The organism is Pseudomonas ficuserectae (genome assembly GCF_024584585.1).
Classification (GTDB): domain Bacteria; phylum Pseudomonadota; class Gammaproteobacteria; order Pseudomonadales; family Pseudomonadaceae; genus Aquipseudomonas; species Aquipseudomonas amygdali.
Map to the genome: position 1 here is coordinate 2989615 of NZ_CP085684.1, position 23024 is coordinate 3012638.

Sequence of the window (23024 nt, forward strand, 5' to 3'; positions counted from 1 at the left end):
GATGGAGTTTGATATCGCATTCGCCTGGTCGATTCTGCCGGAGCTGTTTCAGGGCTTGCTGGTGACCGTGCAGGTCGTGGTGCTGGGGTTCCTGCTCGCGGTTTTGCTCGGTCTGATCCTGGCCCTGACACTGCGCTCGCAGATAACCATCGTGCATCGCCTGAGCAAAGGCTACCTGAGCTTTTTCCGTAATACGCCTTTGATGGTCCAGTTGTATGTGCTGTTCTTCGCGCTGCCGCTGGCGGGCATCACCTTCCCGGCCATCACCACCGGTGTGATAGGTCTTGGCTGCTATTACGCGGCCTACATTGCCGAAGCGTATCGCGGTGCCATCGATGACATCCCTGCCGGGCAATGGGAAGCCGCACGCGCGCTGGACTTCAGCCGTGGCGACACCTGGCGGCGCATTATCCTGCCGCAGGCGTTGAAACCCATGCTGCCGGTGCTCGGCAATTACCTGATCGGCATGTTCAAGGAAACGCCGCTTCTGGCGGTGATTACCATCCCTGAACTGTTTCAGGCTGCCAAGCAGATCGCCGGCATGACCTATCGTTACAACGAACCGTACACAGTAATGGCGCTGATGTTTCTGGCGATCAGTGTGCCGACCTCGTTGCTGTTCAAATACCTGGAAAGGCGCAGCCATGTCTGATCTCGCACACACCGCAATCCCACCCGTCACCACTGCGCAGATACAGCTGAAACACGTGGTCAAGGACTTCGGCCGCAACCGGATCATCGACCATCTGGACCTGAGCATTCCTCAAGGTCAGAAAGTCGCCTTGATCGGCCCCAGTGGCTCGGGTAAATCAACGGTATTGCGCCTCATCAAGGGGCTGGAAAACTATCAGCAAGGCAGCATAGAAGTCGCAGGCGAAACAGTGCCCGCGCGCAAATCCCGCTGGCACTGGCCCGGCACGCGCAAGGCTCCGGTCGAACATCGGGTTGGCATGGTGTTCCAGCAGTTCAACCTGTTCCCACACCTCACTGTTCAGGAAAATGTCACCGAAGCGCCGTTACGGGTACTCAGACTGCCTCGCGAAGAGGCCCTTGAGCGCGCGCATCAATACCTTGGGCTGGTCGGGCTCGCTCACAAGGCCGATGCCTACCCGAGCCAGCTTTCCGGTGGTCAGCAACAACGTGTAGCGATTGCCAGAGCGCTGGCCATGCGCCCGCAGGTCATGTTGTTCGATGAAGTCACCTCGGCGCTCGACCCGGAGCTGGTCGGCGAGGTGCTGTCAGTGATTCGCTCGATTGCCCACGAATTTCAGATGACCATGTTACTGGTGACCCACGAGATGAAATTCGCTCAGGACATCGCTGACCGAGTGCTGTTCATGGAGGGAGGCCGCATCGTGGCAGACGGCACCCCGGGCGAAATTCTGCTGAATCCGCAAAACGAGCGAACCCGAAGGTTTTTGCAGTTGGTGGAGCAGCGCTGATTGCCAGCGCTGCTCTTTTTGCAGGGTGAGACTTTTGGGCCTCGCGACTTTTTGAAAGTGGCGGCAATCAGATCCGGAAGCGCGCAACCATGTCCTGCAGGTTGCTGCCCAGGCGCGCCAGTTCCACGGTAGACGCCGCGCTCTGCTCAGTGGCCGTGGCCGACTGATCGGCGATGTCCCGTACGCTGATGACACTGCGATTGATTTCGTCGGTGACGGCGCTCTGCTCTTCAGCGGCAGCAGAAATCTGTTGGCTCATCTGTTCGATGGTCCCAATCGAATGAGTGATTTCAAGCAGCGATTCTTCGGCCTGCCGCGCCAGCGCAACTGTGCCTTCGGTACGTTGACGGCTGGCATTCATCAGCTCCGATGCCGCGCCGGTGCCATCCTGCAAGGACTTTATCAGCGCCTCGATTTCAGTCGTGGATGACTGTGTACGCTGAGCCAGCGAGCGCACCTCATCGGCCACCACGGCAAAGCCGCGCCCCTGCTCACCCGCACGTGCGGCTTCGATCGCCGCGTTGAGGGCCAGCAGGTTGGTTTGTTCTGCGACCGCCTTGATCACATCGATTACACCGCCAATCTTGTCACTGTCCTGAATTAGGCGCTGCATGGCCTCGCCCAGTTGCCCCACTTCACCGGCAAGCTGGCTGATTTCACGCGTGGCGTGTTGCACCACGCTGCTGCCATGAGCAGCACGATCACTGGCCTGTCTGGCGGCCTGCGATGCATCTTCAGTGTTCTGCGCCACTTCCTGAACGGTAGACGCCATCTGATTCATGGCGGTCGCTACCTGATCGACTTCCAGTTTCTGCTGAGTGACGCCCGCGCTGGTCTGCTCGCTGACGGCTGAAAGCTCCTCGGCCGCCGTGGCGATCTGTGTCACACCATTACTGATACCGCCAATCAGGGTGCGCAACGATACGGTCATCTGGTGCATGGTGTTTTGCAGCAGGCCCAGCTCATCCTGGCGAGTGGTGCTGAGGTCATTGGTCAGATCGCCGTCGGCAATTCGACGCGCAGCGATCACCGTGGAATCGAGCGGACGAGTAATCTGACGGGTAATCAGGATCGCCGCGAAGATGCCCAGCAGCAATACGATCACCGCCACCGTGAGCAACTGGGTGACCGCGCTGTCTTTTTCTTTATTGGCACTGACCACCTGGCCCGCCATCAGCTTTTCGGTACTGGTGACGATGTCCATTGACTGCTGGCGAAGGCTGTCGCGAATCTGATCGCTCTGTTGCATCAGTTGCGAGATGGAGACCATCAACGATTTGTACTGTTGCAGTGCCCTGAGCGCCTCATCCACTGCCGGGCCGGCCTTGTTCGGCAATTGGTTGCGCGCACTGCTCACCTGAGCGATCAGTGAGTCGGCGGCATCGAAGGTGATCTGCCTGTTTTCAGCGGTCGGAATACTGATATAACGGCGAAACACCAGGCGAAAACTGGTCATGCCATTGCGCAGGTCGCCGGCAATCTTTACCTGGTCGATACCGCTTTGATCCAGCGAGCGGGAAACGTCGTCGAAGGTCTTTGCAGGAGTGTCTCGAAGCTTCCGCTCACCTGCTCGGAAATGGTGATCAACGGCTGCATGGCCTGATCAATTTGCCGATTATTATCGACCAAATGGCTGAACGTTTGTCTCAAGCCACCCACCTGATCGCGAATACCTCTGAGAATATCGGCATTGGCCGGAACAGTCAGAAGCTTCAGGCCGTCCTCGATGGTCTTGCCCAGGTTGTCCAGAGCGACCGTGTAGCCCTGCGAATTGCTCGCGTCAGGCTTGGCAGTATAGGCCTGCGCAGCGATCCTGAGGCTTAGCGCATCGGCCTTTACTTCAGAAACTTTGGCTGCCTTGCCCAGCCGCTCGATCAGCAGGTTGGTGCTGAGGTAGCCGATCGCGGTGACCGTCAGCACACCCAGTAGTATCAGACCGAAGCCTATACTCAGCTTTTTGCTGACCTTCAAATTGTCCAGCCATGTCGACTTCATCAAACTTTTCCTCGGGATTTATCGTAATACTCAAGGATCGACTGTTCGCTGGACAACTTGATAGCGGCGGCGATTGCAAAGATTGATCGAAGAGATAGCAATATGACATGAGCTTTTTGGCTCGCCATAAGGGGAGCATTCTCAGCCCCGAATACCTGGCCACCATCCACCTTGCGGATCACCCGGAGGCAGGTTTTAGAAGACCTATGGGTACTCATCATTGCCAGTGATAGTAACCTTCGGTTTATTCGATTCGTTAATAACACCCTGTGCGCAACAGAATCCGCCCATTCTTTACTATCGGCGGAACTTCCCATGCACCAGACACTCAGCCATCTGCGATACCCCCTCACCGCCCTCGCCCTTATCGTTATCAGTGCTTGCGGCCGCGCGCCGGAAGCCACCAGTGCGCCTGGCGCAGCCAAGGTCAGCGTGGCCAAGGTGCTGGAGCAGCCGATCAACGAATGGGATGAATTCACCGGACGTCTTGAAGCGCCGGAAACCGTCGAGGTTCGCCCAAGGGTGTCTGGTCAGATCGATCAGGTAGCGTTCACCGACGGTTCGCTGGTCAAGAAAGGCGACCTGCTGTTCCAGATCGACCCGCGCCCGTTCCAGTCCGAAGTTCGTCGTCTTGAGGCGCAGCTGCAACAGGCCCGTGCCGTTGCACTGCGCAGTGACAATGAAGCACAGCGCGGCGAGCGTCTGCGTACCAACAACGCGATTTCCGCCGAGCTGGCCGACTCGCGCACCACCTCGGCGCAGGAAGCCAAGGCCGGTGTCGCGGCCATTCAGGCGCAGTTGGATCTGGCTCGACTGAACCTCAGTTTTACCCGTGTTACTGCACCGATTACAGGTCGTGTCAGTCGCGCAGAAATCACCGCCGGCAACATTGTGACCGCAGATGTCACCGCGCTGACCAGCGTGGTCTCCACCGACAAGGTCTACGCCTACTTCGACGCAGACGAACGCGTGTTCCTCAAGTACACCGAGCTGGCCCGCAAAGGCCAGCGCGGCCAGACCACTCCGGTGTACCTGGGCCTGTCCAACGAAACCGGCAACCCGCACCTGGGCCAGATGAACTTTGTCGACACCCAGGTCAACCCCAGGACCGGCACCATTCGCGGTCGTGCGGTGTTCGATAACGCCGACGGTGATTTCACCCCCGGCCTGTATGCCCGTCTGAAACTGGTGGGCAGCGGCACTTACTCGGCGGTGCTGATCAATGACGAAGCGGTGGGTACCGACCTGGGCAAGAAGTTTGTGCTGGTCATGGACAAGGACAACAAGCCTGCCTATCGGGCTGTCGAGCTGGGCCCGAAAATCGAAGGTCTGCGCATTGTGCGCAACGGTCTGGGCAAGGACGACACCATCGTCGTCAAAGGCTTGCAACGCGTGCGTCCCGGCCAACCTGTGGACCCTGAAGTGACACCGATGGCCAGCGCCGACACCCTCGCAGCATTGCTCAAACAACGCCAGGCCCTCGAAGCCAGCAACCTGCCACAAGTGGCGCCCAAAGCGGCCGTCAAAATCGCCAGCGCCACTGCGCCGCGCGGCTAAGGGACTTGTCCGATGAACTTCTCCAAATTCTTTATTTCCCGGCCGATCTTTGCCGCAGTGCTGTCGCTGCTGATCCTGATCGCCGGTGCTATCTCACTGTTCCAGCTGCCGATCAGTGAATACCCGGAAGTAGTGCCGCCCACAGTAGTCGTGCGCGCCAACTTTCCCGGCGCCAACCCCAAGGTAATCGGCGAAACCGTAGCCTCGCCTCTGGAACAGGCCATCACCGGTGTGGAAGGCATGCTCTATATGTCGTCCCAGGCCACTGCCGACGGCAAGCTGACCCTGACCATCACCTTTGCGCTGGGCACTGAACTGGACAACGCGCAGGTACAGGTGCAGAACCGTGTGACGCGTACCGAGCCCAAGCTGCCGGAAGAAGTGACGCGCATCGGCATTACCGTGGACAAGGCCTCCCCCGACCTGACCATGGTTGTGCACTTGACCTCGCCGGACCAGCGCTACGACATGCTGTACCTGTCCAACTACGCTGTGCTCAACATCAAGGATGAGCTCGCGCGACTGGGCGGTGTCGGTGACGTGCAACTGTTTGGTATGGGCGACTATTCGCTGCGGGTCTGGCTGGACCCGAACAAGACGGCCTCACGTAACCTGACCGCCACCGATGTGGTCAATGCGATTCGCGAGCAGAACCGTCAGGTTGCAGCAGGTCAGCTGGGCTCCCCGCCCTCGCCGAATGCCACCAGTTTTCAGATGTCGATCAACACCCAGGGCCGTCTGGTCACCGAGGAGGAGTTCGAAAACGTTGTGGTTCGTGCAGGCGCTGATGGCGAAATCACTCGTCTGAAGGACGTTGCACGCATCGAGCTGGGCTCCAGCCAGTATGCGCTGCGCTCGCTGCTGAACAACCAGCCCGCCGTGGCCATCCCTATTTTCCAGCGGCCCGGCTCCAACGCCATCGACATCTCCAACGATGTACGGGCCAGAATGGCCGAGCTGAAAAAGAGCTTTCCGGAAGGCATGGACTACAGCATCGTCTATGACCCGACGATCTTCGTGCGCGGCTCCATCGAGGCGGTGATTCACACCCTGTTTGAAGCACTGATCCTGGTCGTGCTGGTGGTGATCCTGTTCCTGCAGACCTGGCGCGCTTCGATCATCCCGCTGGTGGCCGTACCGGTCTCGCTGATCGGCACCTTTGCTGTCATGCACATGTTCGGCTTCTCTCTGAACGCACTGTCATTGTTCGGGCTGGTGCTGGCAATCGGCATCGTGGTGGACGACGCCATCGTGGTGGTGGAGAACGTCGAACGGAACATCGAGCTGGGGCTTGAACCGGTCCAGGCCACGCACAAGGCCATGGCCGAAGTGACCGGGCCGATCATCGCCACTGCACTGGTGCTATGTGCGGTGTTCGTACCGGCAGCGTTCATTTCCGGCCTGACCGGGCAGTTCTACAAGCAGTTCGCACTGACCATCGCCATCTCGACAGTGATTTCGGCCTTCAACTCGCTGACCCTGTCGCCTGCGCTGGCCGCGGTACTGCTCAAAGGCCACGATGCGCCCAAGGATCGTTTCTCGCGTTTCCTCGACAGAATCCTTGGCGGCTGGCTGTTCCGCCCGTTCAACCGTTTCTTCGAAAAAGCCAGCCATGGCTACGTCGGCACCGTCGCCCGGGTTATTCGCAGCAGTGGTATCGCGCTGTTGGTGTATGCAGGCCTGATGGTCCTGACCTGGCTGGGTTTCGCCAGCACGCCGACCGGTTTTGTACCCAGCCAGGACAAGCAATACCTGGTGGCCTTTGCCCAGCTGCCTGACGCTGCCAGCCTCGACCGTACCGAAGACGTCATCAAGCGCATGTCCGAGCTGGCACTTAAACAGCCGGGCGTGGAAAACGCGATTGCCTTCCCCGGCCTGTCGATCAACGGCTTTACCAACAGCCCTAACAACGGTGTGGTATTCGTCGCCCTCAAACCGTTTGAGGAGCGCAAGGACCCCAGTCTGTCAGCCAACGCCATTGCCGGCGCCCTGAACGGCCAGTTCGCGTCGATCCAGGAAGCGTACATGGCGATCTTCCCGCCACCTCCGGTACAGGGGCTGGGCACCATCGGCGGTTTCCGCCTGCAGATAGAGGACCGTGGCAACCTGGGTTACGACGAGTTGTACAAGGAAACCCAGAACATCATTGCCAAGAGCCGCAGCGTGCCGGAACTGGCCGGGTTGTTCACCAGCTATACCGTGAACGTGCCGCAGGTGGATGCCGCCATCGACCGCGAGAAGGCCAAGACGCATGGCGTTGCGGTCAGCGACATCTTTGACACCCTGCAGGTTTATCTGGGCTCGCTGTATGCCAACGACTTCAACCGTTTTGGCCGCACGTATCAGGTCAATGTCCAGGCAGAGCAGCAGTTCCGTCAGGATGCCGACCAGATCGGTCAGCTCAAGGTGCGCAACAATCTGGGAGAAATGATCCCGCTGGCAACCTTCGTCAAAGTCAGTGACACCGCAGGTCCCGACCGCGTAATGCACTACAACGGCTTCATCACGGCAGAAATCAACGGTGCTGCCGGTCCGGGCTTCAGCTCTGGTCAGGCTCAAGCGGCGGTCGAGAAACTGCTGCGTGAAGAGCTGCCCAACGGCATGGTTTACGAGTGGACTGACCTTACGTACCAACAGATTCTTTCAGGCAACACGGCGCTGTTCGTCTTCCCGCTGTGTGTTCTGCTGGCATTTTTGGTACTGGCGGCTCAGTACGAAAGCTGGAGCCTGCCACTGGCGGTGATCCTGATCGTACCAATGACCCTGCTTTCGGCGATTGCCGGGGTGATGATTGCCGGTAGCGATAACAACATCTTCACCCAGATCGGGCTGATCGTACTGGTGGGCCTGGCGTGCAAGAACGCGATTCTGATCGTCGAGTTCGCCAAGGACAAACAGGCCGAGGGAATGAGCCCGCTGGATGCAGTGCTGGAGGCATGCCGACTGCGCCTGCGTCCGATTCTGATGACGTCCTTCGCGTTCATCATGGGCGTAGTACCACTGGTGCTTTCCAGCGGTGCAGGTGCGGAAATGCGCCATGCCATGGGGGTCGCCGTGTTCTCCGGGATGCTGGGGGTCACGTTCTTCGGCCTGCTGCTGACGCCGGTGTTCTACGTGCTTATCCGTAATTACGTCGAACGCCAGGAGGCCCGCAAGGCCGCCAAGGCACAAAGACTGCAAAACCTGCCTGCGGAGATGCATTGATGAGCGCGTTCAAACTTTTCCTCCCGAGCCTGCTGGTCATGGCGCTGGCGGCCTGCGCCGTCGGCCCGGACTACAAGGCACCGGTTACGGCGCCAGCACAACTGGCGTCCGCAGCCCAGGGCAACTATGACCGCAGCAAAGTGGACACCGTCTGGTGGCAGCAGTTTGAGGACCCTAACCTCAATAAACTGGTAGCCAAGTCGCTGGACGGCAACCGCGATCTGCGTGTTGCCTTTGCCCGCCTGAAAGCCGCACGGGCGATTCGCGATGACGTTGCCAACGACGCCATGCCGGTGAACACCAGCCGGGCCAGCAGTGACTTGGGCAAGGGTCAGCAACCTGGTGTTACTGAGCGGCGCGTCAATAGCGAGCGGTATGACCTTGGGCTGGATATGGCCTGGGAGGTCGACCTGTTCGGACGTATTCAGCGCCAACTGGAAGCCAGCAATGCCGATCAGGAAGCCGCCGAAGCCAACCTGTATCAGCTTCAGGTGACTCTGATTGCCGAGGTGGTCGACGCCTACGGGCAGCTACGCGGCGCACAGCTGCGTGAAGCCATTGCCCGCGACAACCTGAAAAACCAGCAGAGCTCTCAGGAGGTGACCACCCAGTTGCGTGATGCCGGCGTGGGCAATGAACTGGACGTGGTGCGTGCCGAGGCACGACTGGCAGCCGTTGAAGCGACCGTGCCGCAGTTGCAGGCCGAACAGGTTCGCCAACGCAATCGTATCGCCACGTTGCTGGGCGAGCGCCCGGAAAACCTCAGCGTCGACCTGAGCCCGAACAAACTGCCTGCTATCGCCAAGGCTCTGCCGATTGGCGACCCAACACAGGTGCTGCGCAATCGGCCCGACATCCGCGCCGCCGAACGCCAACTGGCCGCCTCGACCGCACGCATCGGCGTGGCGACCGCCGATCTGTTTCCGCGGGTCAGTCTGAGCGGCTTTCTGGGCTTTACCGCTGGCCGCGGCTCGCAGATCGGTTCGTCAGCGGCCAAAGCCTGGTCACTCGGCCCAAGCATCACCTGGGCGGCTTTCGATCTGGGCAGCGTCCGGGCGCAGATTCGCAGCGCCGATGCCGATGCCGAGGGCGCGCTGGCCAACTATGAGCAGCAGGTATTGCTGGCCCTGGAAGAGTCGGAGAACGCTTTCAGCGATTATGACAAACGCCAGCAACGGCTGGTCTCGCTGATGCGCCAAAGCGATGCGAGTCGCTCCGCAGCCAGGCTGGCGTCAGTGCAGTACCGCGAAGGCACAGCGGACTTCCTGGTCCTGCTGGATGCCGAGCGCGAGCGTCTGGCGGCCGAAGACTCTCAGGCGCAGGCAGAAATCGAGCTGTACCGTGGCATCGTGGCCATTTACAAGGCACTGGGTGGCGGCTGGCAACCTCAGGCCTGATACGCCAACAGGCCGTAAACCCGCCCCGCGCCCCTTCAGGACGCGGGGCTTTTTTTGTCCGAACGCCGACGGCATCATGATTGTCGTTTGACAGCTGCCACCCACTCCCCGAAGCTGCAACCCGTCAAGCATTGGAAATCGATATGCCCAGACTTTCTACCAAGGGGTTATCGCCTCAACCCACTACTCGACATCGCTGGCTGATCGGCGCAGCGGCTGCGGCAATGCTGGCGCTATCACTGGCTTTCTGGTGGTGGCGCTTGCCTGTTCAGACAGCTCCCGCCAGGTTGAGCCACACCTACGCTCAGGCACTGGAACAGGCACACGATGGCAAGCCCGGCGCTGCACGCGTGCTGTACCAACAACTGGCACGAACCGACCTGTCTGACGAGCAGCGCATCAACCTGCTCGCCGAATTGAGCGACTACCCCAGCCCTCAGGCCCTCAAATTGCTCGATGCCGCGCTGGGTGACCGATCCGCACAGGTGCGTGAAGCGGCTATCGATGTCAGCGTCAGACTGGTCTCCAACAGCCAGCGCAGCCTGCTGCTGGGCCCATTGCTGGACGACGACGAACAATCCGTCAGATTCCGCGCCACCAGTGCCCTGCTCGGCCTGTCACCAGATGAACTGGGCCTGTACTTTGCCGTGCTGCAGCAAAGTGCCGAGGCGTTTCAGGAGTCGCTAAAGAGCCAGCCGCAAAACGCACAAAATCAGTTGCAACTGGCAAGACTGTACCTGCAGACCGGCGACCTGGAGCCGGCAGTCGCCGCGCTGCAGAGGGCGACAGCACTGGACCCGGGCAATATCGAAGCGGCGCTGGCGCACATCGAGCTGCTGGACCGCAAGGGCCAGGCCGAGCAGGCACGCAGCCTTTTTGCACAGTTGCTGGAACATAATCCTGGTTCATCCATGCTTCAGCACGCGCTGGGCATGTGGCTGCTTAACCACGGACAAGCAGAGTTCGCTGTGCTCAGCCTGGCGAAGGCTACAGAGCTGGCGCCCGATAACACCGACTACCGCTACGACCTGGCGGTTGCCCTGCATTCGTTGCACGAGCTTGAGGCGGCGCAGAGGCAGTTGACGCAGATTGTTCAGAGCCAGCCTGCGAACCGAAAGGCCAGAGTGCTGCTAATTCAATACTGGAAAGAAAATGGTCAGTTGCAAAACGTGCAGATTCTGCTGGCAGAGCTCGAGCAGCAGAACCCCGACGACCCGGTGCTGCAACAGGGACTGTAGGGTCAGAAAGGCAAAAAAAGGCAGGCCAAGGGCCATCCTTTATGCCGCTACACGCCCTTTCATCCGCTGCCTTCAGACACTTCTGCTCTTTCCGAATCCGCCAGCCTTCATGTCTGTCAGATGTTTCTCCTTTTAAGCCGTCCAGTGTCGCATGGCTCGTTTTCCATCTGCGACTAATGTCGGAAATAACTTACACAACAGCTCGCCTGATAACGCCGGCTTCATCGCCTATATCCAACACCCTCCACCGCGACTATTTAACGAATTTGAAAAAGGCTATTTTCTAACTGAAAAAAAAGGTGCATCATTTGCGGGCTACTGAGTTATAACTATCCTCTGTCTGCGCAATGACAAGCCGCAAAGGCCATGTTTCAGCATAGAAACCGCAGGTACAGGGCAGCATCGAGTGAGCGAATCGGCCAATCAGTTTTGTCTCATCGCTTTATAGGGCTGACAACAGCCATTACATTGTTGGAGTGTATTACTTGTCCAGACTTGCCGAGTTTCGAGCAGCAGAGAAAGCCCTTCAAGAACAGCTTGCACAGCTGGAATCCTTGAAGAATGACGCCGGGTTGAAGAAGGAAATCGAGTTCGAGCAAAAGCTCCAGGACCTGATGGGCACCTACGGCAAAAGCCTGCGTGACATCATCGCAATCCTTGATCCTTCAAGCGCCACGTCGCTGGTCGCACCCGCTGGACCAAAGCGTCGTCGTGCACGCGTGGTCAAGGTTTACCAGAACCCCCACACCGGTGAGCTGATTGAAACCAAGGGTGGTAACCACCGCGGTCTCAAAGCGTGGAAAGAGCAGTACGGTGTAGACACTGTTGATTCGTGGCTTCGCGCCTGATTAAAACTTTGTCAATTGAAGCCCTGCACTTGCAGGGCTTTTTTTATCGACCGGTACGTCAACTGAGCGTCTGCACACTGCATCTGCCTGATCAAACGCCCATACACAGTTGACTGTCTGCCCGCCGCCGACATTCATATATATGATTAAGTGAACTGCTCGGTACATGTACTTCCAGCGCGTCAGGTATTAATACCGTTGAAATAATGACGCCAATAAAAATTCATCGATTATTCGATTCAGCGCACAGTTACAAACCTGAACAGTTGCTGAAATGTGTAGAGTAATTGTTCAGTTTATTCGGTCTAATGAGCGATAAGAGAATTTGTTACTGCGTGCTTCGCCGGATCGAAAATCGGCGGATGGCCGACACCGCGCAGCTTCACACTTTTTTCACATGGATTCTCGGATGATGAAGACCGCTAAAGGAATAGCGCCCCATGCCCGCCTCGGCGGGCTTCTTTTTGTCTGCGAAAAAGCAGGTATCACTGCGCATCGTCCAGACGCAAACTCTCGCGGATACGCAACGCCTCTTCCTTGTTGGCCGCGTACCCATCTGCCGATCCTGCGTAGGAAAGCGACCAGGCCATCTCTTTACTGGCAGCCGCTACCAGTGTCTGGGTCAACACATGTACGCCGTTCTGGGTGATCGTGCAGGTGGTTTCCAGTGCCGGCACGACGCTGAGCCGGCTCTCACGCACATGCGTGCAGACGCTCTGCAGGCCGCTGCGGGCAAAATTGACCTGAACCGACTTGCGCATCTCCAGCAGTACACCTGGGACATTAACCTCATGCCCGGGCGTCAGGCGTGTCTGAGTCAGCTCCATGACCATCAGCGGGTTTCCACTTTGATCGTTTTTCACCGCGCGCTGTCTGACTTGCACGGACGGTTGCACGGGCTTGCCCGACTCGGTCGGCAGCGACTCTACCTCCCAGCCTGCGGGCCAGATGATCATTGCGTCGGCGGCGTGAGTCTGTGCGGCGCCCAGCAGCAGGAACAGGCACAGACCTGGCAAGGAGCATCGGTATTGCGAAAGGATCATGGTCAGGTCGCCAGAACAGTTGACCGGAAATTCTGAGCCTGTTGCCGGCATCGAGCAAGACCGAAGCGACGTTATCCGAACGAGGGTTTGGCACTGCCCGCCCTGCCCCGTATCATTTGGCATTATTTGTACATTCTGTTGGAGACACATTGATGAGCTTGCACGAACTCAACACACTACCGGGCGTTACGGCCGACCCTGAAGCGGCTACCCGGCAGTTTGTATTCAACCACACCATGCTGCGCGTCAAGGACATCACCAAATCGCTGGATTTCTACACCCGCGTGCTCGGCTTCAGCCTGGTTGAAAAGCGTGATTTCCCGGAAGCCGAATTCAGCCTCTACTTCCTCGCACTGGTGGATAAGGCGCAGATCCCGGAAGACGACAAAACCCGCAACGAGTGGATGAAATCGATCCCCGGCATTCTCGAGCTGACCCACAATCACGGCACCGAGAGCGATGCGACAGCTTCGTACCACAACGGCAACAGCGACCCGCGTGGCTTTGGTCACATTTGCGTCTCGGTACCAGACGTGAAGGTTGCCTGCGAGCGATTCGAGACTTTGGGCGTCGACTTTCAAAAGCGTCTGTCCGATGGCCGCATGAACAGCCTGGCCTTCATCAAGGACCCGGATGGCTACTGGGTAGAGATTATCCAGCCAACCCCGCTCTGAGGCCTTGGTTGCCCTGAGTGATTGCTCCCGCTCGGGAACGATCACCCAGACAACAAAAAGCCCCGTGATCGCTCACGGGGCTTTTTGTTTAGCGCTGCCCGATCAGGCCGGTGCGGAGGTACGGATCAGGTGGTCAAAGGCACTCAGGGAGGCTTTGGCACCCTCGCCCAGGGCGATGATGATCTGCTTGTACGGAGTTACCGTCACGTCACCGGCAGCGAAGATGCCCGGCACCGAGGTTTCACCACGTGCATCGACCACGATCTCACCACGCGGCGACAGCTCGATGGAGCCTTTGAGCCATTCGCTGTTAGGCAGCAGGCCGATCTGCACGAAGATACCTTCCAGCGGCACGGTGATTTCTTCGCCGGTCGTGCGGTTCTTGTAACGCAGGCCGTTGACCTTCTGCTCATCGCCGGTCACTTCAGTGGTTTGCGCACTGGTGATCACGGTAACGTTGGGCAGGCTGTGCAGTTTGCGCTGCAAGACGGCATCGGCACGCAGTTGCACATCGAATTCCAGCAGCGTCACGTGTGACACGATACCCGCCAGATCGATTGCCGCCTCGACACCCGAGTTACCGCCACCAATCACGGCAACGCGCTTGCCCTTGAACAATGGACCGTCGCAGTGCGGGCAATAAGCCACGCCCTTGTTACGGTACTGCTGTTCGCCCGGTACGTTCATCTCCCTCCAGCGTGCACCGGTGGCAAGAATGACGGTCTTGGCCTTGAGGCTGGCACCGCTGGCAAATTTAACTTCGTGCAGCTCACCGGCCGCGCCCGGAATCAGCTTGTCGGCGCGTTGCAGGTTCATGATGTCGACTTCGTACTGCTTGACGTGCTCTTCCAGCGCAACGGCCAGTTTTGGGCCCTCGGTGTGCTGTACCGAAATGAAGTTTTCGATGGCCATGGTGTCGAGCACCTGACCGCCGAAACGTTCGGCTGCAACGCCGGTACGAATGCCTTTGCGGGCTGCGTAGACCGCAGCCGCCGAACCAGCAGGGCCGCCGCCGACTACCAGCACATCAAAAGCCTGTTTGGCGTTGAGTTTTTCTGCCTGACGCGCACCGGCACCGGTGTCGATCTTGGCGAGAATTTCTTCCAGGCCCATGCGGCCCTGACCGAACAGCTCACCATTCAGATAGATGCTGGGCACCGACATGATCTTGCGATCAGTGACTTCGTCCTGGAACAGCGCACCGTCGATAGCGACATGCTTGATGCCAGGGTTCAGTACTGCCATCAGGTTCAATGCCTGGACAACGTCCGGGCAGTTCTGGCAGGACTGCGAGAAATAGGTTTCGAAATGGAATTCGCCTTGAAGAGCGCGAACCTGTTCGATGGTTTCCGCACTGACCTTGGGTGGGTAGCCGCCAACTTGCAGCAGCGCCAGGACCAGCGAGGTGAATTCATGGCCCATGGGGATACCGGCGAAACGCAGGCTGATATCGTGGCCAGGGCTGCTCAGCGAGAACGACGGAGTACGCGCATCGTTGCCACTGTCATTCAGGGTGACATCTTTGGAGACACTGATCACATCATTGAGCAGTGCAAGCATTTCCTGAGACTTCGCGCCGTCATCAAGGGACGCGACGATCTCGATGGGGCGAGTAACCCGCTCCAGATAGGATTTCAACTGGGCTTTAAGATTGGCGTCCAACATGTGGCGGCTTCCTGTTTACAAAGGGTAGAAATAACAACGCCCAGGCGATTACCGCCCGGGCGTTTTTTGGGGCGATGCGGTTTACTTGCTCAAGAGCTCAACGCCCCCAGCCGATTCATGCGACTCAGATCTTGCCAACCAGGTCCAGGGACGGAGCCAGAGTAGCTTCGCCTTCTTTCCACTTGGCTGGGCAGACTTCGCCCGGGTGAGCAGCAACGTACTGAGCAGCCTTGATCTTGCGCAGCAGCTCGGAAGCGTCACGGCCAACACCACCGTCGTTCAGCTCGACGATTTTGATCTGACCTTCAGGGTTGATCACGAACGTACCGCGATCCGCCAGACCGGCTTCTTCGATCAGCACGTCGAAGTTGCGCGAGATAGTCAGGGTCGGGTCACCGATCATGGTGTACTGGATCTTGCCGATTGCAGGCGAAGTGTTGTGCCATGCAGCGTGGGCAAAGTGGGTGTCGGTCGAAACGCTGTAGATCTCGACGCCCAGCTTCTTGAACTCTTCGTAGTTGTCAGCCAGGTCTTCCAGCTCGGTCGGGCAAACGAAGGTGAAGTCGGCCGGGTAGAAGAATACGACAGACCACTTGCCTTTGAAGTCGGCGTCCGAAACGTCAACGAAAGCGCCGTTCTTGAACGCGGTAGCCTTGAACGGTTTTACTTGGCTGTTGATGATAGGCATCGGTATATCTCCTGATGGGTTGGATGGGTTGTTAATTCGATGGAGTGAAGCTTACGCATGATCAGTGACAATCGCTCATTGGCAAACCTGATGTCACTGATTGCTTTTCACTATGAAGGCAGCTTATCGATAGAAGAAACCTTCGACCCGTTCCCTGTCTCTAGGTTGCCCGGGAACGGCGCGGCGTCAATGTAGCGCATCGCCGACTTGATGTCCCTCCAGCCTACATAAGACATCAGTGACTTGAGGTCCCAGCCGTTGCTGTGCGCCCAACTGGCGAACCCGCGGCGTAGCGAGTGACTGGTGTAGTGCTCGGCGGCAATGCCTGCACGCTGGAGAGCCTGACGCAGCAACGGGATAACGCTGTTGGCGTGCAGCCCCTCCTCGCCAAGATTACCCCATCGATCCACCGCCCGAAACACCGGACCGCGCACCAGCGCCGCGCAATTGATCCACTCTATATAAGCCTGCACCGGACACAGCCGCTGCAAGGCGGGGGTCTGATACGTTCTGCCCAGGTTATCGCGATCACCCTTGCTGCGCGGCAGATAAAGGCTGATGCCCGAGTGGGGGATGGCCTTGACGTCCTGCACTTGCAGGCGACACAGCTCGTCGCTGCGAAAGCCGCGCCAGAACCCCAAGAGGATCAGCGCCGAGTCACGACGACAACGCAATAGCCGCGGCTGATCGTGTTGCGCCTCTGCATCACGTATCTCGTTCTCCAGCCAGGCGATGACTTTCTCCAGGTCCTGCAACTGCAAAGGCTCGGCCTGCTTCTCTTGTGCCGGATGCAATGCACGAATGCCCTTGATGACCTTACGCACCATGGGCGCCTTGGTGGGATCGGCAAAACCCTGACTGGCATGCCATTGCGCCAGCGCTGACAGGCGCAGTTTCAACGTGTTGACCGATAACTTTCCGGCATGGCTGGCCAGGTAACGCGCCACGCTTTCGCTGGTCGCCGGCAGAAACCCGCCCCATGTCACTTCGAAATGCTCGATGGCCGCCCGATAACTGCGGCGTGTGTTGTCACGAGTTGCGGCATCGATATAGCGATCAACGTCATTCATGGCTCGAACCTGCGCGGTGTACCGGAAAGAGCGCCGAAAAATGAACTGACAACGCCTGACACGGGATAATACGCCAATATCCCGGGTTAATTAATTCAAAAAATGGCAAATTATTTCCAATAATATAGTATGTAATTACAGGGTACATACTACAGTACGAAATCGTAGGGGGACACATGGCTCGGGGCGGCGTAAACAAGGCGTTGGTGCAGAAAGCAAGGGCTTCCCTGCTGTCCAGAGGTGAAAATCCCAGCATTGATGCAGTACGTATCGAAATGGGTAATACAGGCTCGAAAACCACGATTCACCGGTACCTCAAAGAGCTGGACGCCACGCATACGCCAGCGCCGGACATCAATGAGGAGTTGAGCGGTCTGGTAGCTCATCTTGCCCAGCGTCTTCAGGAACAGGCTCAGGAACGCATTGATCAGGCCTGCGACACGTATCAGGCTGATCGCGCCACCCTGCAGCAACAATTGGCGACGACTCAGCAACAGATCAGCGAACTGCAGGAACATGCGCAGCAACGTAACGAGACTCTGGAACAGCAGGCTGCCGCCCTGCTTCGCACGCAAAATGACCTGCAAACCGCACAGACCGAGCACGCCAGACTGTCTCAGGCCAACCGGGATCTGGAGTCGCGCCTGCACGACAAGGACGGGCAGATCCACTCGCTTGAAGAAAAACATCAGCACGCTCGCGAAGCACTGGAGCACTACCGCAACTCGATCAGAGAGCAGCGCGAGCAGGAACAGCAACGCCACGAAGGTCAGGTTCAGCAACTGCAAATGGAGCTTCGACAGGCACAGCAAGGCATCGCCATGCGCCAGGAAGACATCACACAGCTGAACCGTGACAACGAGAGATTACTGGCTGAAAACCGCAGCACACTGCGTGAGCTGCACTAACGAAAAGACCTGCTGAACCAGGCCACTACTCAGGCTGCCGCCCTGGCAGAACAACAGCATCACGCCCGCACCCAATGCGCTCTGCTGGAAGAACGGTTAGGCAGCCTGCAGGAAGAGAGCTCCACGCTCAAACAAGCCATGACAGAGGTTCGGCAACAGAACCGGATGCTGGAACTGCTGCTGACCAAAAAGGAAGCAGCATTGGAAAACCTGCAGAACGGCCTCATCCAGCCAGATAAACCCACTGCCCCGAGAAACAAGCCAAAAGGCAAGGCATGACAAGCAACACTCAGGCAGTCGTCATCGCGCAAGGCAAAAGCAGGTGAACCTGAGTGCCCTGACCTGCATGGCTTTTTATCTGCACATGCCCGCCCGCCTGCTTGATGAAACCGTAGACCATGGACAAACCCAGCCCCGTGCCCTGTCCTGCGGGTTTGGTGGTGAAAAACGGGTCGAACGCCCGGTCAATGACGTCTTGAGCCATTCCACAGCCGTTATCTTCTACACTGAGCCGTACGTAATCGCCAGGTGCCAGCCCGTCTTTCTGAGCGGCAAGCGTTAACAGCTGGCTGCGCACCCGGAGCCGCCCTCCGACCGCAACAGCGTCACGCGCGTTGATCACCAGGTTCAACAAGGCATTTTCCAGCTGATGCTCGTCCGTGCACACACTGCTCAACCCCTCCTCCAGCTCGATATGCAATTGCGCGCCAGCGCCCACCGTACCTCGCAGCAGCTCTTCCATAGACCGGACCATGCGATTGATATCCACTGCCGTGACATTCAGCGACTGACGGCGAGCAAATGTCAGCAGCCTCCGGGTCAGCGCAGCCGCACGATTTGCGGAACTGGTCGCAGCGTCCAGATAGCGATCAATGTCCCCCGCCCGGCCTGCCGCGACACGGAGGCGGATCATATCCAGAGCACCCATCACGCCGGAAAGCACATTGTTGAAGTCGTGGGCGATGCCGCCCGTCAACTGGCCAATTGCGTCCATTTTTTGCGCATGGCGCAAGACCTCTTCAGCCATTGCTCGCTCGACGATCTCGGCCTGCAACAATTCATTGGCAGTTGCCAGCTCGCGAGTGCGCTCGGCAACGCGCAACTCCAGACTTTCATTGAGTTCCAGCCCAGAGCCTTCATCGCCTCGAGCGACGTCCCGGTGTATGCGTACCAGCGCTCGTTATACCAATGGGCCTGCCCGCGAGGACTTGCAGTCCAGGCCAGCTGACTCATGTTGTCAGCCAGGGTTCTGAACTGATGCTCGCTTTCACGTAATGCATCAATGTGCAGCGCGATTTTACGATTCTGAACGGCCAGATGCAGGCGCATTCCGGCCGATGGTTTTTCTCTGTTCACGTCGGTATCCGTCCTTTTCAAGCCTTGTCCCGGAGCTCTTCCTGACCTCCGGGTATTGCGCTGCCTGACGTTAGCGTTTGGCAGGCGTGCGCATGGTTACAAACTCTTCTGCAGCAGTCGGGTGTACGCCGATAGTGTCATCGAACACCTGTTTGGTCGCGCCAGCCTTGATGGCAATTGCCAGACTCTGGACGATTTCGCCCGCATCCGGCCCTACCATATGGCAGCCCAGCACGCGGTCGGTTTTCGCATCCACAACCAGTTTCATCAAGGTGCGTTCCTGATCGTCAGTCAGGGTCAGCTTCATCGGCCGAAAACGGCTTTCGAACACCTGCACGTCATGACCAGCCTTGATCGCATCCTCCTCAGTCAGCCCGACTGTACCGATGTTCGGCAGACTGAAAACCGCCGTCGGAATGTGATTGTAGTCTACCGGGCGATACTGCTCCGGCCTGAACAGACGACGTGCGACGGCCATGCCTTCAGCCAGCGCAACCGGAGTCAGCTGCACACCACCGATGACATCGCCGATGGCCAGAATGGAAGGCTCGCTGCTCTGATAATGCTCATCGACCTTGATATAGCCATGCTCATCGAGCTTGATGTCGACACTGTCCAGCCCGAGGTTGTCGAGCATCGGCCGACGGCCAGTTGCATAGAACACGCAATCGGTCTCGAGTGTGCCGCCGCCTTTCATGGACAATAGCAGGCTGCCGTCGGCCTGCTTGTCGATACGCTCGATATCGCTATTGAAGCGAATCGTCATGTGACGCTTGAGCAGTTCCTCATGAAGATGAGTACGAACCCCGCCATCGAAACCGCGCAAAAACAGCTCGCGACGATAGACCAGCGTGGTATCTGCACCCAATCCATTGAAGATCGAGGCAAATTCCACGGCAATGTAACCACCCCCTACGACCACAACTCGCTTTGGCAACGTCTTGAGGTAAAACGCCTCATTGGAGGTAATGGCATGCTCGCGTCCTGGCACATCAGGCACCTGTGGCCAGCCGCCGGTTGCGATCAGAATGCGCTCGGCGCTGTAGGACTGGCCGTTGATCTCGACCCGCTGCGGGCCGACCAGCCTGGCGTGGCCTTCGAGCAGGGTAACGCCGCTGTCGACCAGCAGTTTGCGGTAGATGCCATTGAGGCGATTGATTTCGCGATCCTTGTTGGCGATCAGTGTGGACCAGTCAAAACTGGCCTCACCCAGCGACCAGCCGAACCCTTTGGCATGATCGAAATCTTCGGAAAAATGCGCTCCGTAGACCAACAGCTTTTTGGGCACGCAACCCACGTTGACGCAGGTTCCACCCAGATAGCGGCTCTCGGCCACGGCAACCTTGGCACCGAAACCGGCAGCAAAACGTGCCGCCCTGACGCCGCCGGAGCCGGCGCCAATTACAAACAGATCAAAATCAAAGGCCATCGATATCTCCTTGGCAGAGGCACAGCATAACCGCTTGGCGGCCAGTCAGAAATGACAAAGCCACCCGAAGGTGGCCTTGTCCCGAGCGTCATCAATCGAAAATCAATGCGCTTTACCGGTTTTGTAAAAGTGTTCGAAGCAGAAGTTGGTAGCCTGGATGTAGCCTTCAGCGCCACCGCAGTCAAAGCGCTCGCCCTTGAACTTGTAGGCCAGTACGTTGCCTTCTGCAGCCTGCTTCATCAGGGCGTCGGTGATCTGGATCTCCCCACCCTTGCCTGGCTCAGTCTGTTCGATCTTCTCGAAAATGTCCGGAGTCAGGATGTAGCGGCCGATGATCGCCAGGTTGGAAGGCGCATCTTCAGGCTTCGGTTTTTCAACCATGTTGGTCACGCGAAACAGGCCCGGCTTGATTTCTTCACCGGCGATCACACCATACTTGTTGGTTTCCTGCGGATCGACTTCCTGAATGGCAATGATCGAGCAGCCATAATGCTTGTGCAGTTTGACCATCTGCGCCAGCACGCCATCACCATCAGGATTTACGCACAGGTCATCCGCCAGAACCACGGCGAATGCTTCATTACCAATCAGCGGACGACCGCTGAGAATGGCATGACCCAGACCTTTCATTTCAGTCTGGCGAGTGTAGGAAAAGCTGCACTCGTCGATCAGTTTGCGAATACCAACCAGGTACTTTTCCTTGTCCGTGCCCTTGATCTGATGCTCAAGCTCGTAGCTGATATCAAAGTGATCTTCAAGAGCACGCTTGCCACGACCGGTCACGATGGAAATTTCGGTCAGGCCTGCCGCGAGGGCTTCCTCAACACCGTATTGGATCAGTGGCTTGTTGACCACCGGCAGCATTTCCTTGGGCATGGCCTTGGTCGCTGGCAGGAAGCGAGTGCCGTAACCGGCTGCTGGGAACAAGCATTTCTTGATCATAAAAGTCCTTGGTAAGGGCTGTTGGTGTTAACGGCGCAGTCTAATCAGGAGGCGGTCACCTTACAATGCCCCGCCTTTGGCCGTACGATGCCATGATAGAGGAATCCTCAGGCAGATAGTTCCGCACTTCCTGGATATTGCCTACAGCCAATTGCAGACTGGACCACGCTCAAGTCACCGCCAAAGCCCGGCGTAACAGCCTTGTGCACGCTCTTTCGACGACCGAAGCATTTATGCTCTGCTCCCAGAAAGCTGCAACAGTGGCCAGCAAACGACAAGCTATTTATCGAGCTATTTATGATGAAAAACATGGCGGAACGATGGCACTTGTTACCAGTCCAACGTTCGCATTTGTCAATTCTCTGACCTTATCTTGAAGCGAAAAACATGATCAGAATCCTTTCCCTACTGTCCGTTATTGTTGCGCTGGGCCTGACCGGCTGCGCAACCGCCTCCAACACTTACCTGAAAAACGGCAGACAGGGCTTGAGCATCGACTGCTCCGGCGAGGCGATGTCCTGGGCCAGCTGCTACGAAAAAGCGGACGCCTCCTGCGCGGGTACAGGTTATGAAATTGTCGGTACGGACGGCACTCCGCAGCCTGCGGAAAGCGAGAAAACACTGGGTGTGGACGTAGGCAACTACAAGAGCCGCAGCGTGCTTGTAGTGTGCAAATAATCAAGCCTGCCGCCCTGTCCGAAGCGGACAGGGCCGGTTGAACCCGCCAGAGCGATCAACCTGAAATGCACGCTTCGGCAGCGTTCTGAACATCCCTGAAGCGGATCGGCACGTTGGAAAGCCGTTCATAGACCTTGATCGTACTGCCACCCGAGCGGCTCTCGACATCGACGACCGCCGCAGGCGATTTGCTGAGCTTTTGCGCCACAATTACCCGCAGGCCATCATGGCGAGGCTCGATAAGCGGCGGCTTGCGACTGCTGGCGATCTTGCCGACGAAGCAATCGGCATACTCCTTGGGGTTCTTGCCCGACATCACGTTCATGGTGGGGGGTGTATGTTCGATGTCATTTACTGTGGCACAGCCAGTCATTGCCAGAGCCAGGACTACTACAGCCAGTTTCATACAAAGCCTCCAAATAAAGGTGCTACGACAAGCTCGCGCGCAATTAAATCCCTACTGAGGCAATATTTGCCAGAAACACGGCAAATTAGTGTCCACCGACGTCAAATTGCGGGCATCACATGCTATCGTTTTGATTTTTCAGAAAAACCCTCATTCGGAGCCCGTCATGAAATTCGTACACCAGCGTGAGCATCTCAACGAGGACGACCTGGTCGTTATCGAGTGCTCGCAAACCTGCAATATTCGTCTGATGAACGATGCGAATTTTCGCAGCTTCAAAAATGGCGGTCGACACACCTATCATGGCGGTGCATTTGACACGTTTCCGGCCAAGATCGCCGCGCCGAGCACCGGTTTCTGGAACATCACCATCGATACCGCAGGCCGCAAGATAGATACCAATGCAGGCCGCAAACCGCCTTTCACTCACAAGATCAAGATCGTCCGGCGCTCTACCTCACGCCTGGGATGATGCAAGGAGTCA

The 23024-nt window shown here is 57.8% G+C and carries 19 protein-coding genes and 3 pseudogenes; 11 read left to right on the forward strand and 11 right to left on the reverse strand.

The window, feature by feature from the left end; genetic code table 11:
• Position 1 precedes the first annotated feature (1 nt).
• On the forward strand, positions 2 to 652 hold the full coding sequence (gene ehuD / locus LJU29_RS13110) for an ectoine/hydroxyectoine ABC transporter permease subunit EhuD (protein WP_004664960.1): 651 nt from the start codon (positions 2 to 4) through the stop codon (positions 650 to 652).
• On the forward strand, positions 645 to 1442 hold the full coding sequence (locus tag LJU29_RS13115; protein ID WP_005756694.1) for an amino acid ABC transporter ATP-binding protein: 798 nt from the start codon (positions 645 to 647) through the stop codon (positions 1440 to 1442). Before ehuD ends, LJU29_RS13115 begins: the two co-directional genes overlap by 8 nt.
• 67 nt (positions 1443 to 1509) lie before the next feature.
• Here the strand turns inward: LJU29_RS13115 and LJU29_RS29875 are convergent, their stop codons facing one another.
• The 3 genes and pseudogenes from LJU29_RS29875 to LJU29_RS29885 all read right to left on the reverse strand — a co-directional run bounded on the left by LJU29_RS29875 (position 1510) and on the right by LJU29_RS29885 (position 3437).
• Complete coding sequence (locus LJU29_RS29875) at positions 1510 to 2382, reverse strand: methyl-accepting chemotaxis protein (protein ID WP_371875240.1); 873 nt, start codon at positions 2380 to 2382, stop codon at positions 1510 to 1512.
• Positions 2383 to 2415: 33 nt separating this feature from the next.
• A pseudogene (locus LJU29_RS29880) lies at positions 2416 to 2898 on the reverse strand (methyl-accepting chemotaxis protein); the annotation flags it as partial.
• A 26-nt stretch (positions 2899 to 2924) separates the two neighbouring features.
• Positions 2925 to 3437, reverse strand: coding sequence for an MCP four helix bundle domain-containing protein (locus tag LJU29_RS29885; protein WP_442628777.1), 513 nt, complete (start codon positions 3435 to 3437; stop codon positions 2925 to 2927).
• A gap of 315 nt (positions 3438 to 3752) precedes the next feature.
• On the opposite strand from LJU29_RS29885, the gene mexE reads away from it, so the two are divergent.
• The 5 genes from mexE (at position 3753) to LJU29_RS13145 (ending at position 11681) form a co-directional block, all read left to right on the forward strand.
• Positions 3753 to 4994 carry a multidrug efflux RND transporter periplasmic adaptor subunit MexE gene (gene mexE / locus LJU29_RS13125; RefSeq protein ID WP_257112619.1) on the forward strand — a complete coding sequence of 414 codons (1242 nt, stop codon included), beginning with the start codon at positions 3753 to 3755 and terminating at the stop codon, positions 4992 to 4994.
• A gap of 12 nt (positions 4995 to 5006) precedes the next feature.
• Positions 5007 to 8198, forward strand: a complete 3192-nt coding sequence (locus LJU29_RS13130; protein WP_054996239.1) for an efflux RND transporter permease subunit — start codon at positions 5007 to 5009, stop codon at positions 8196 to 8198.
• Positions 8198 to 9595, forward strand: a complete 1398-nt coding sequence (locus LJU29_RS13135; RefSeq protein ID WP_257112620.1) for an efflux transporter outer membrane subunit — start codon at positions 8198 to 8200, stop codon at positions 9593 to 9595. Before LJU29_RS13130 ends, LJU29_RS13135 begins: the two co-directional genes overlap by 1 nt.
• Positions 9596 to 9738: 143 nt before the next feature.
• A complete protein-coding gene (locus LJU29_RS13140) occupies positions 9739 to 10833 on the forward strand; it encodes a tetratricopeptide repeat protein (RefSeq protein WP_016980809.1) in 1095 nt (364 codons plus the stop codon).
• Between the two features lie 485 nt (positions 10834 to 11318).
• Positions 11319 to 11681 (forward strand): histone-like nucleoid-structuring protein, MvaT/MvaU family, encoded by a 363-nt coding sequence (locus tag LJU29_RS13145; RefSeq protein WP_002553302.1) that lies wholly within the window; start codon positions 11319 to 11321, stop codon positions 11679 to 11681.
• Between the two features lie 485 nt (positions 11682 to 12166).
• Here LJU29_RS13145 and LJU29_RS13150 read toward each other — a convergent pair whose 3' ends face one another.
• Positions 12167 to 12775: a DUF4946 domain-containing protein gene (locus LJU29_RS13150; protein ID WP_057401817.1), complete on the reverse strand. Its 609-nt coding sequence runs from the start codon at positions 12773 to 12775 to the stop codon at positions 12167 to 12169.
• 101 nt (positions 12776 to 12876) lie between these two features.
• On the opposite strand from LJU29_RS13150, the gene gloA reads away from it, so the two are divergent.
• On the forward strand, positions 12877 to 13398 hold the full coding sequence (gene gloA, locus LJU29_RS13155) for a lactoylglutathione lyase (RefSeq protein ID WP_005756678.1): 522 nt from the start codon (positions 12877 to 12879) through the stop codon (positions 13396 to 13398).
• 102 nt (positions 13399 to 13500) lie between these two features.
• Here the strand turns inward: gloA and ahpF are convergent, their stop codons facing one another.
• The 3 genes from ahpF to LJU29_RS13170 all read right to left on the reverse strand — a co-directional run bounded on the left by ahpF (position 13501) and on the right by LJU29_RS13170 (position 16821).
• The gene (gene ahpF, locus LJU29_RS13160; RefSeq protein ID WP_004658541.1) at positions 13501 to 15063 is read right to left on the reverse strand and encodes an alkyl hydroperoxide reductase subunit F; all 1563 of its coding nucleotides are present in this window, start codon (positions 15061 to 15063) and stop codon (positions 13501 to 13503) included.
• 124 nt (positions 15064 to 15187) lie between these two features.
• A complete protein-coding gene (ahpC, locus tag LJU29_RS13165; protein ID WP_002553298.1) occupies positions 15188 to 15751 on the reverse strand; it encodes an alkyl hydroperoxide reductase subunit C in 564 nt (187 codons plus the stop codon).
• 110 nt (positions 15752 to 15861) lie between these two features.
• Positions 15862 to 16821: a site-specific integrase gene (locus tag LJU29_RS13170; protein ID WP_057424059.1), complete on the reverse strand. Its 960-nt coding sequence runs from the start codon at positions 16819 to 16821 to the stop codon at positions 15862 to 15864.
• A 176-nt stretch (positions 16822 to 16997) separates the two neighbouring features.
• On the opposite strand from LJU29_RS13170, the pseudogene LJU29_RS13175 reads away from it, so the two are divergent.
• A pseudogene (locus LJU29_RS13175) lies at positions 16998 to 18008 on the forward strand (DNA-binding protein).
• 10 nt (positions 18009 to 18018) lie between these two features.
• Here LJU29_RS13175 and LJU29_RS13180 read toward each other — a convergent pair.
• From LJU29_RS13180 to galU, 3 genes and pseudogenes are all read right to left on the reverse strand, one after another.
• A pseudogene (locus LJU29_RS13180) lies at positions 18019 to 19058 on the reverse strand (ATP-binding protein).
• 97 nt (positions 19059 to 19155) lie between these two features.
• Positions 19156 to 20514, reverse strand: coding sequence for a glutathione-disulfide reductase (gene gorA, locus LJU29_RS13185; RefSeq protein ID WP_054996262.1), 1359 nt, complete (start codon positions 20512 to 20514; stop codon positions 19156 to 19158).
• 102 nt (positions 20515 to 20616) lie between these two features.
• Positions 20617 to 21456, reverse strand: a complete 840-nt coding sequence (gene galU / locus LJU29_RS13190; protein WP_002553293.1) for a UTP--glucose-1-phosphate uridylyltransferase GalU — start codon at positions 21454 to 21456, stop codon at positions 20617 to 20619.
• Between the two features lie 387 nt (positions 21457 to 21843).
• Between galU and LJU29_RS13195 the strand changes: the two genes are divergently transcribed.
• Positions 21844 to 22134 carry a hypothetical protein gene (locus LJU29_RS13195; protein WP_005756668.1) on the forward strand — a complete coding sequence of 97 codons (291 nt, stop codon included), beginning with the start codon at positions 21844 to 21846 and terminating at the stop codon, positions 22132 to 22134.
• Positions 22135 to 22189: 55 nt separating this feature from the next.
• Here the strand turns inward: LJU29_RS13195 and LJU29_RS13200 are convergent, their stop codons facing one another.
• Entirely contained in the window at positions 22190 to 22540 is a 351-nt protein-coding gene (locus LJU29_RS13200) for a hypothetical protein (protein ID WP_002553291.1), read from the reverse strand.
• Between the two features lie 166 nt (positions 22541 to 22706).
• Between LJU29_RS13200 and LJU29_RS13205 the strand changes: the two genes are divergently transcribed.
• On the forward strand, positions 22707 to 23012 hold the full coding sequence (locus tag LJU29_RS13205; protein WP_002553290.1) for a DUF1883 domain-containing protein: 306 nt from the start codon (positions 22707 to 22709) through the stop codon (positions 23010 to 23012).
• Positions 23013 to 23024: the final 12 nt, after the last annotated feature.

What these genes read in the sequence shown, in the direction of transcription:
- LJU29_RS13135 (WP_257112620.1), top strand. Translation starts at nt 8,198, where the DNA reads ATGAGCGCGTTCAAACTTTTCCTCCCGAGCCTGCTGGTCATGGCGCTG.
- LJU29_RS13200 (WP_002553291.1), bottom strand. Translation starts at nt 22,540, where the DNA reads ATGAAACTGGCTGTAGTAGTCCTGGCTCTGGCAATGACTGGCTGTGCC.
- LJU29_RS13195 (WP_005756668.1), top strand. Translation starts at nt 21,844, where the DNA reads ATGATCAGAATCCTTTCCCTACTGTCCGTTATTGTTGCGCTGGGCCTG.
- LJU29_RS13140 (WP_016980809.1), top strand. Translation starts at nt 9,739, where the DNA reads ATGCCCAGACTTTCTACCAAGGGGTTATCGCCTCAACCCACTACTCGA.
- ahpC (WP_002553298.1), bottom strand. Translation starts at nt 15,751, where the DNA reads ATGCCTATCATCAACAGCCAAGTAAAACCGTTCAAGGCTACCGCGTTC.
- LJU29_RS13170 (WP_057424059.1), bottom strand. Translation starts at nt 16,821, where the DNA reads ATGAATGACGTTGATCGCTATATCGATGCCGCAACTCGTGACAACACA.
- gloA (WP_005756678.1), top strand. Translation starts at nt 12,877, where the DNA reads ATGAGCTTGCACGAACTCAACACACTACCGGGCGTTACGGCCGACCCT.
- LJU29_RS13205 (WP_002553290.1), top strand. Translation starts at nt 22,707, where the DNA reads ATGAAATTCGTACACCAGCGTGAGCATCTCAACGAGGACGACCTGGTC.
- galU (WP_002553293.1), bottom strand. Translation starts at nt 21,456, where the DNA reads ATGATCAAGAAATGCTTGTTCCCAGCAGCCGGTTACGGCACTCGCTTC.
- LJU29_RS13150 (WP_057401817.1), bottom strand. Translation starts at nt 12,775, where the DNA reads ATGCCGGCAACAGGCTCAGAATTTCCGGTCAACTGTTCTGGCGACCTG.
- ahpF (WP_004658541.1), bottom strand. Translation starts at nt 15,063, where the DNA reads ATGTTGGACGCCAATCTTAAAGCCCAGTTGAAATCCTATCTGGAGCGG.
- LJU29_RS29875 (WP_371875240.1), bottom strand. Translation starts at nt 2,382, where the DNA reads ATGCACCAGATGACCGTATCGTTGCGCACCCTGATTGGCGGTATCAGT.
- gorA (WP_054996262.1), bottom strand. Translation starts at nt 20,514, where the DNA reads ATGGCCTTTGATTTTGATCTGTTTGTAATTGGCGCCGGCTCCGGCGGC.
- LJU29_RS29885 (WP_442628777.1), bottom strand. Translation starts at nt 3,437, where the DNA reads ATGAAGTCGACATGGCTGGACAATTTGAAGGTCAGCAAAAAGCTGAGT.
- mexE (WP_257112619.1), top strand. Translation starts at nt 3,753, where the DNA reads ATGCACCAGACACTCAGCCATCTGCGATACCCCCTCACCGCCCTCGCC.
- LJU29_RS13115 (WP_005756694.1), top strand. Translation starts at nt 645, where the DNA reads ATGTCTGATCTCGCACACACCGCAATCCCACCCGTCACCACTGCGCAG.
- LJU29_RS13130 (WP_054996239.1), top strand. Translation starts at nt 5,007, where the DNA reads ATGAACTTCTCCAAATTCTTTATTTCCCGGCCGATCTTTGCCGCAGTG.
- ehuD (WP_004664960.1), top strand. Translation starts at nt 2, where the DNA reads ATGGAGTTTGATATCGCATTCGCCTGGTCGATTCTGCCGGAGCTGTTT.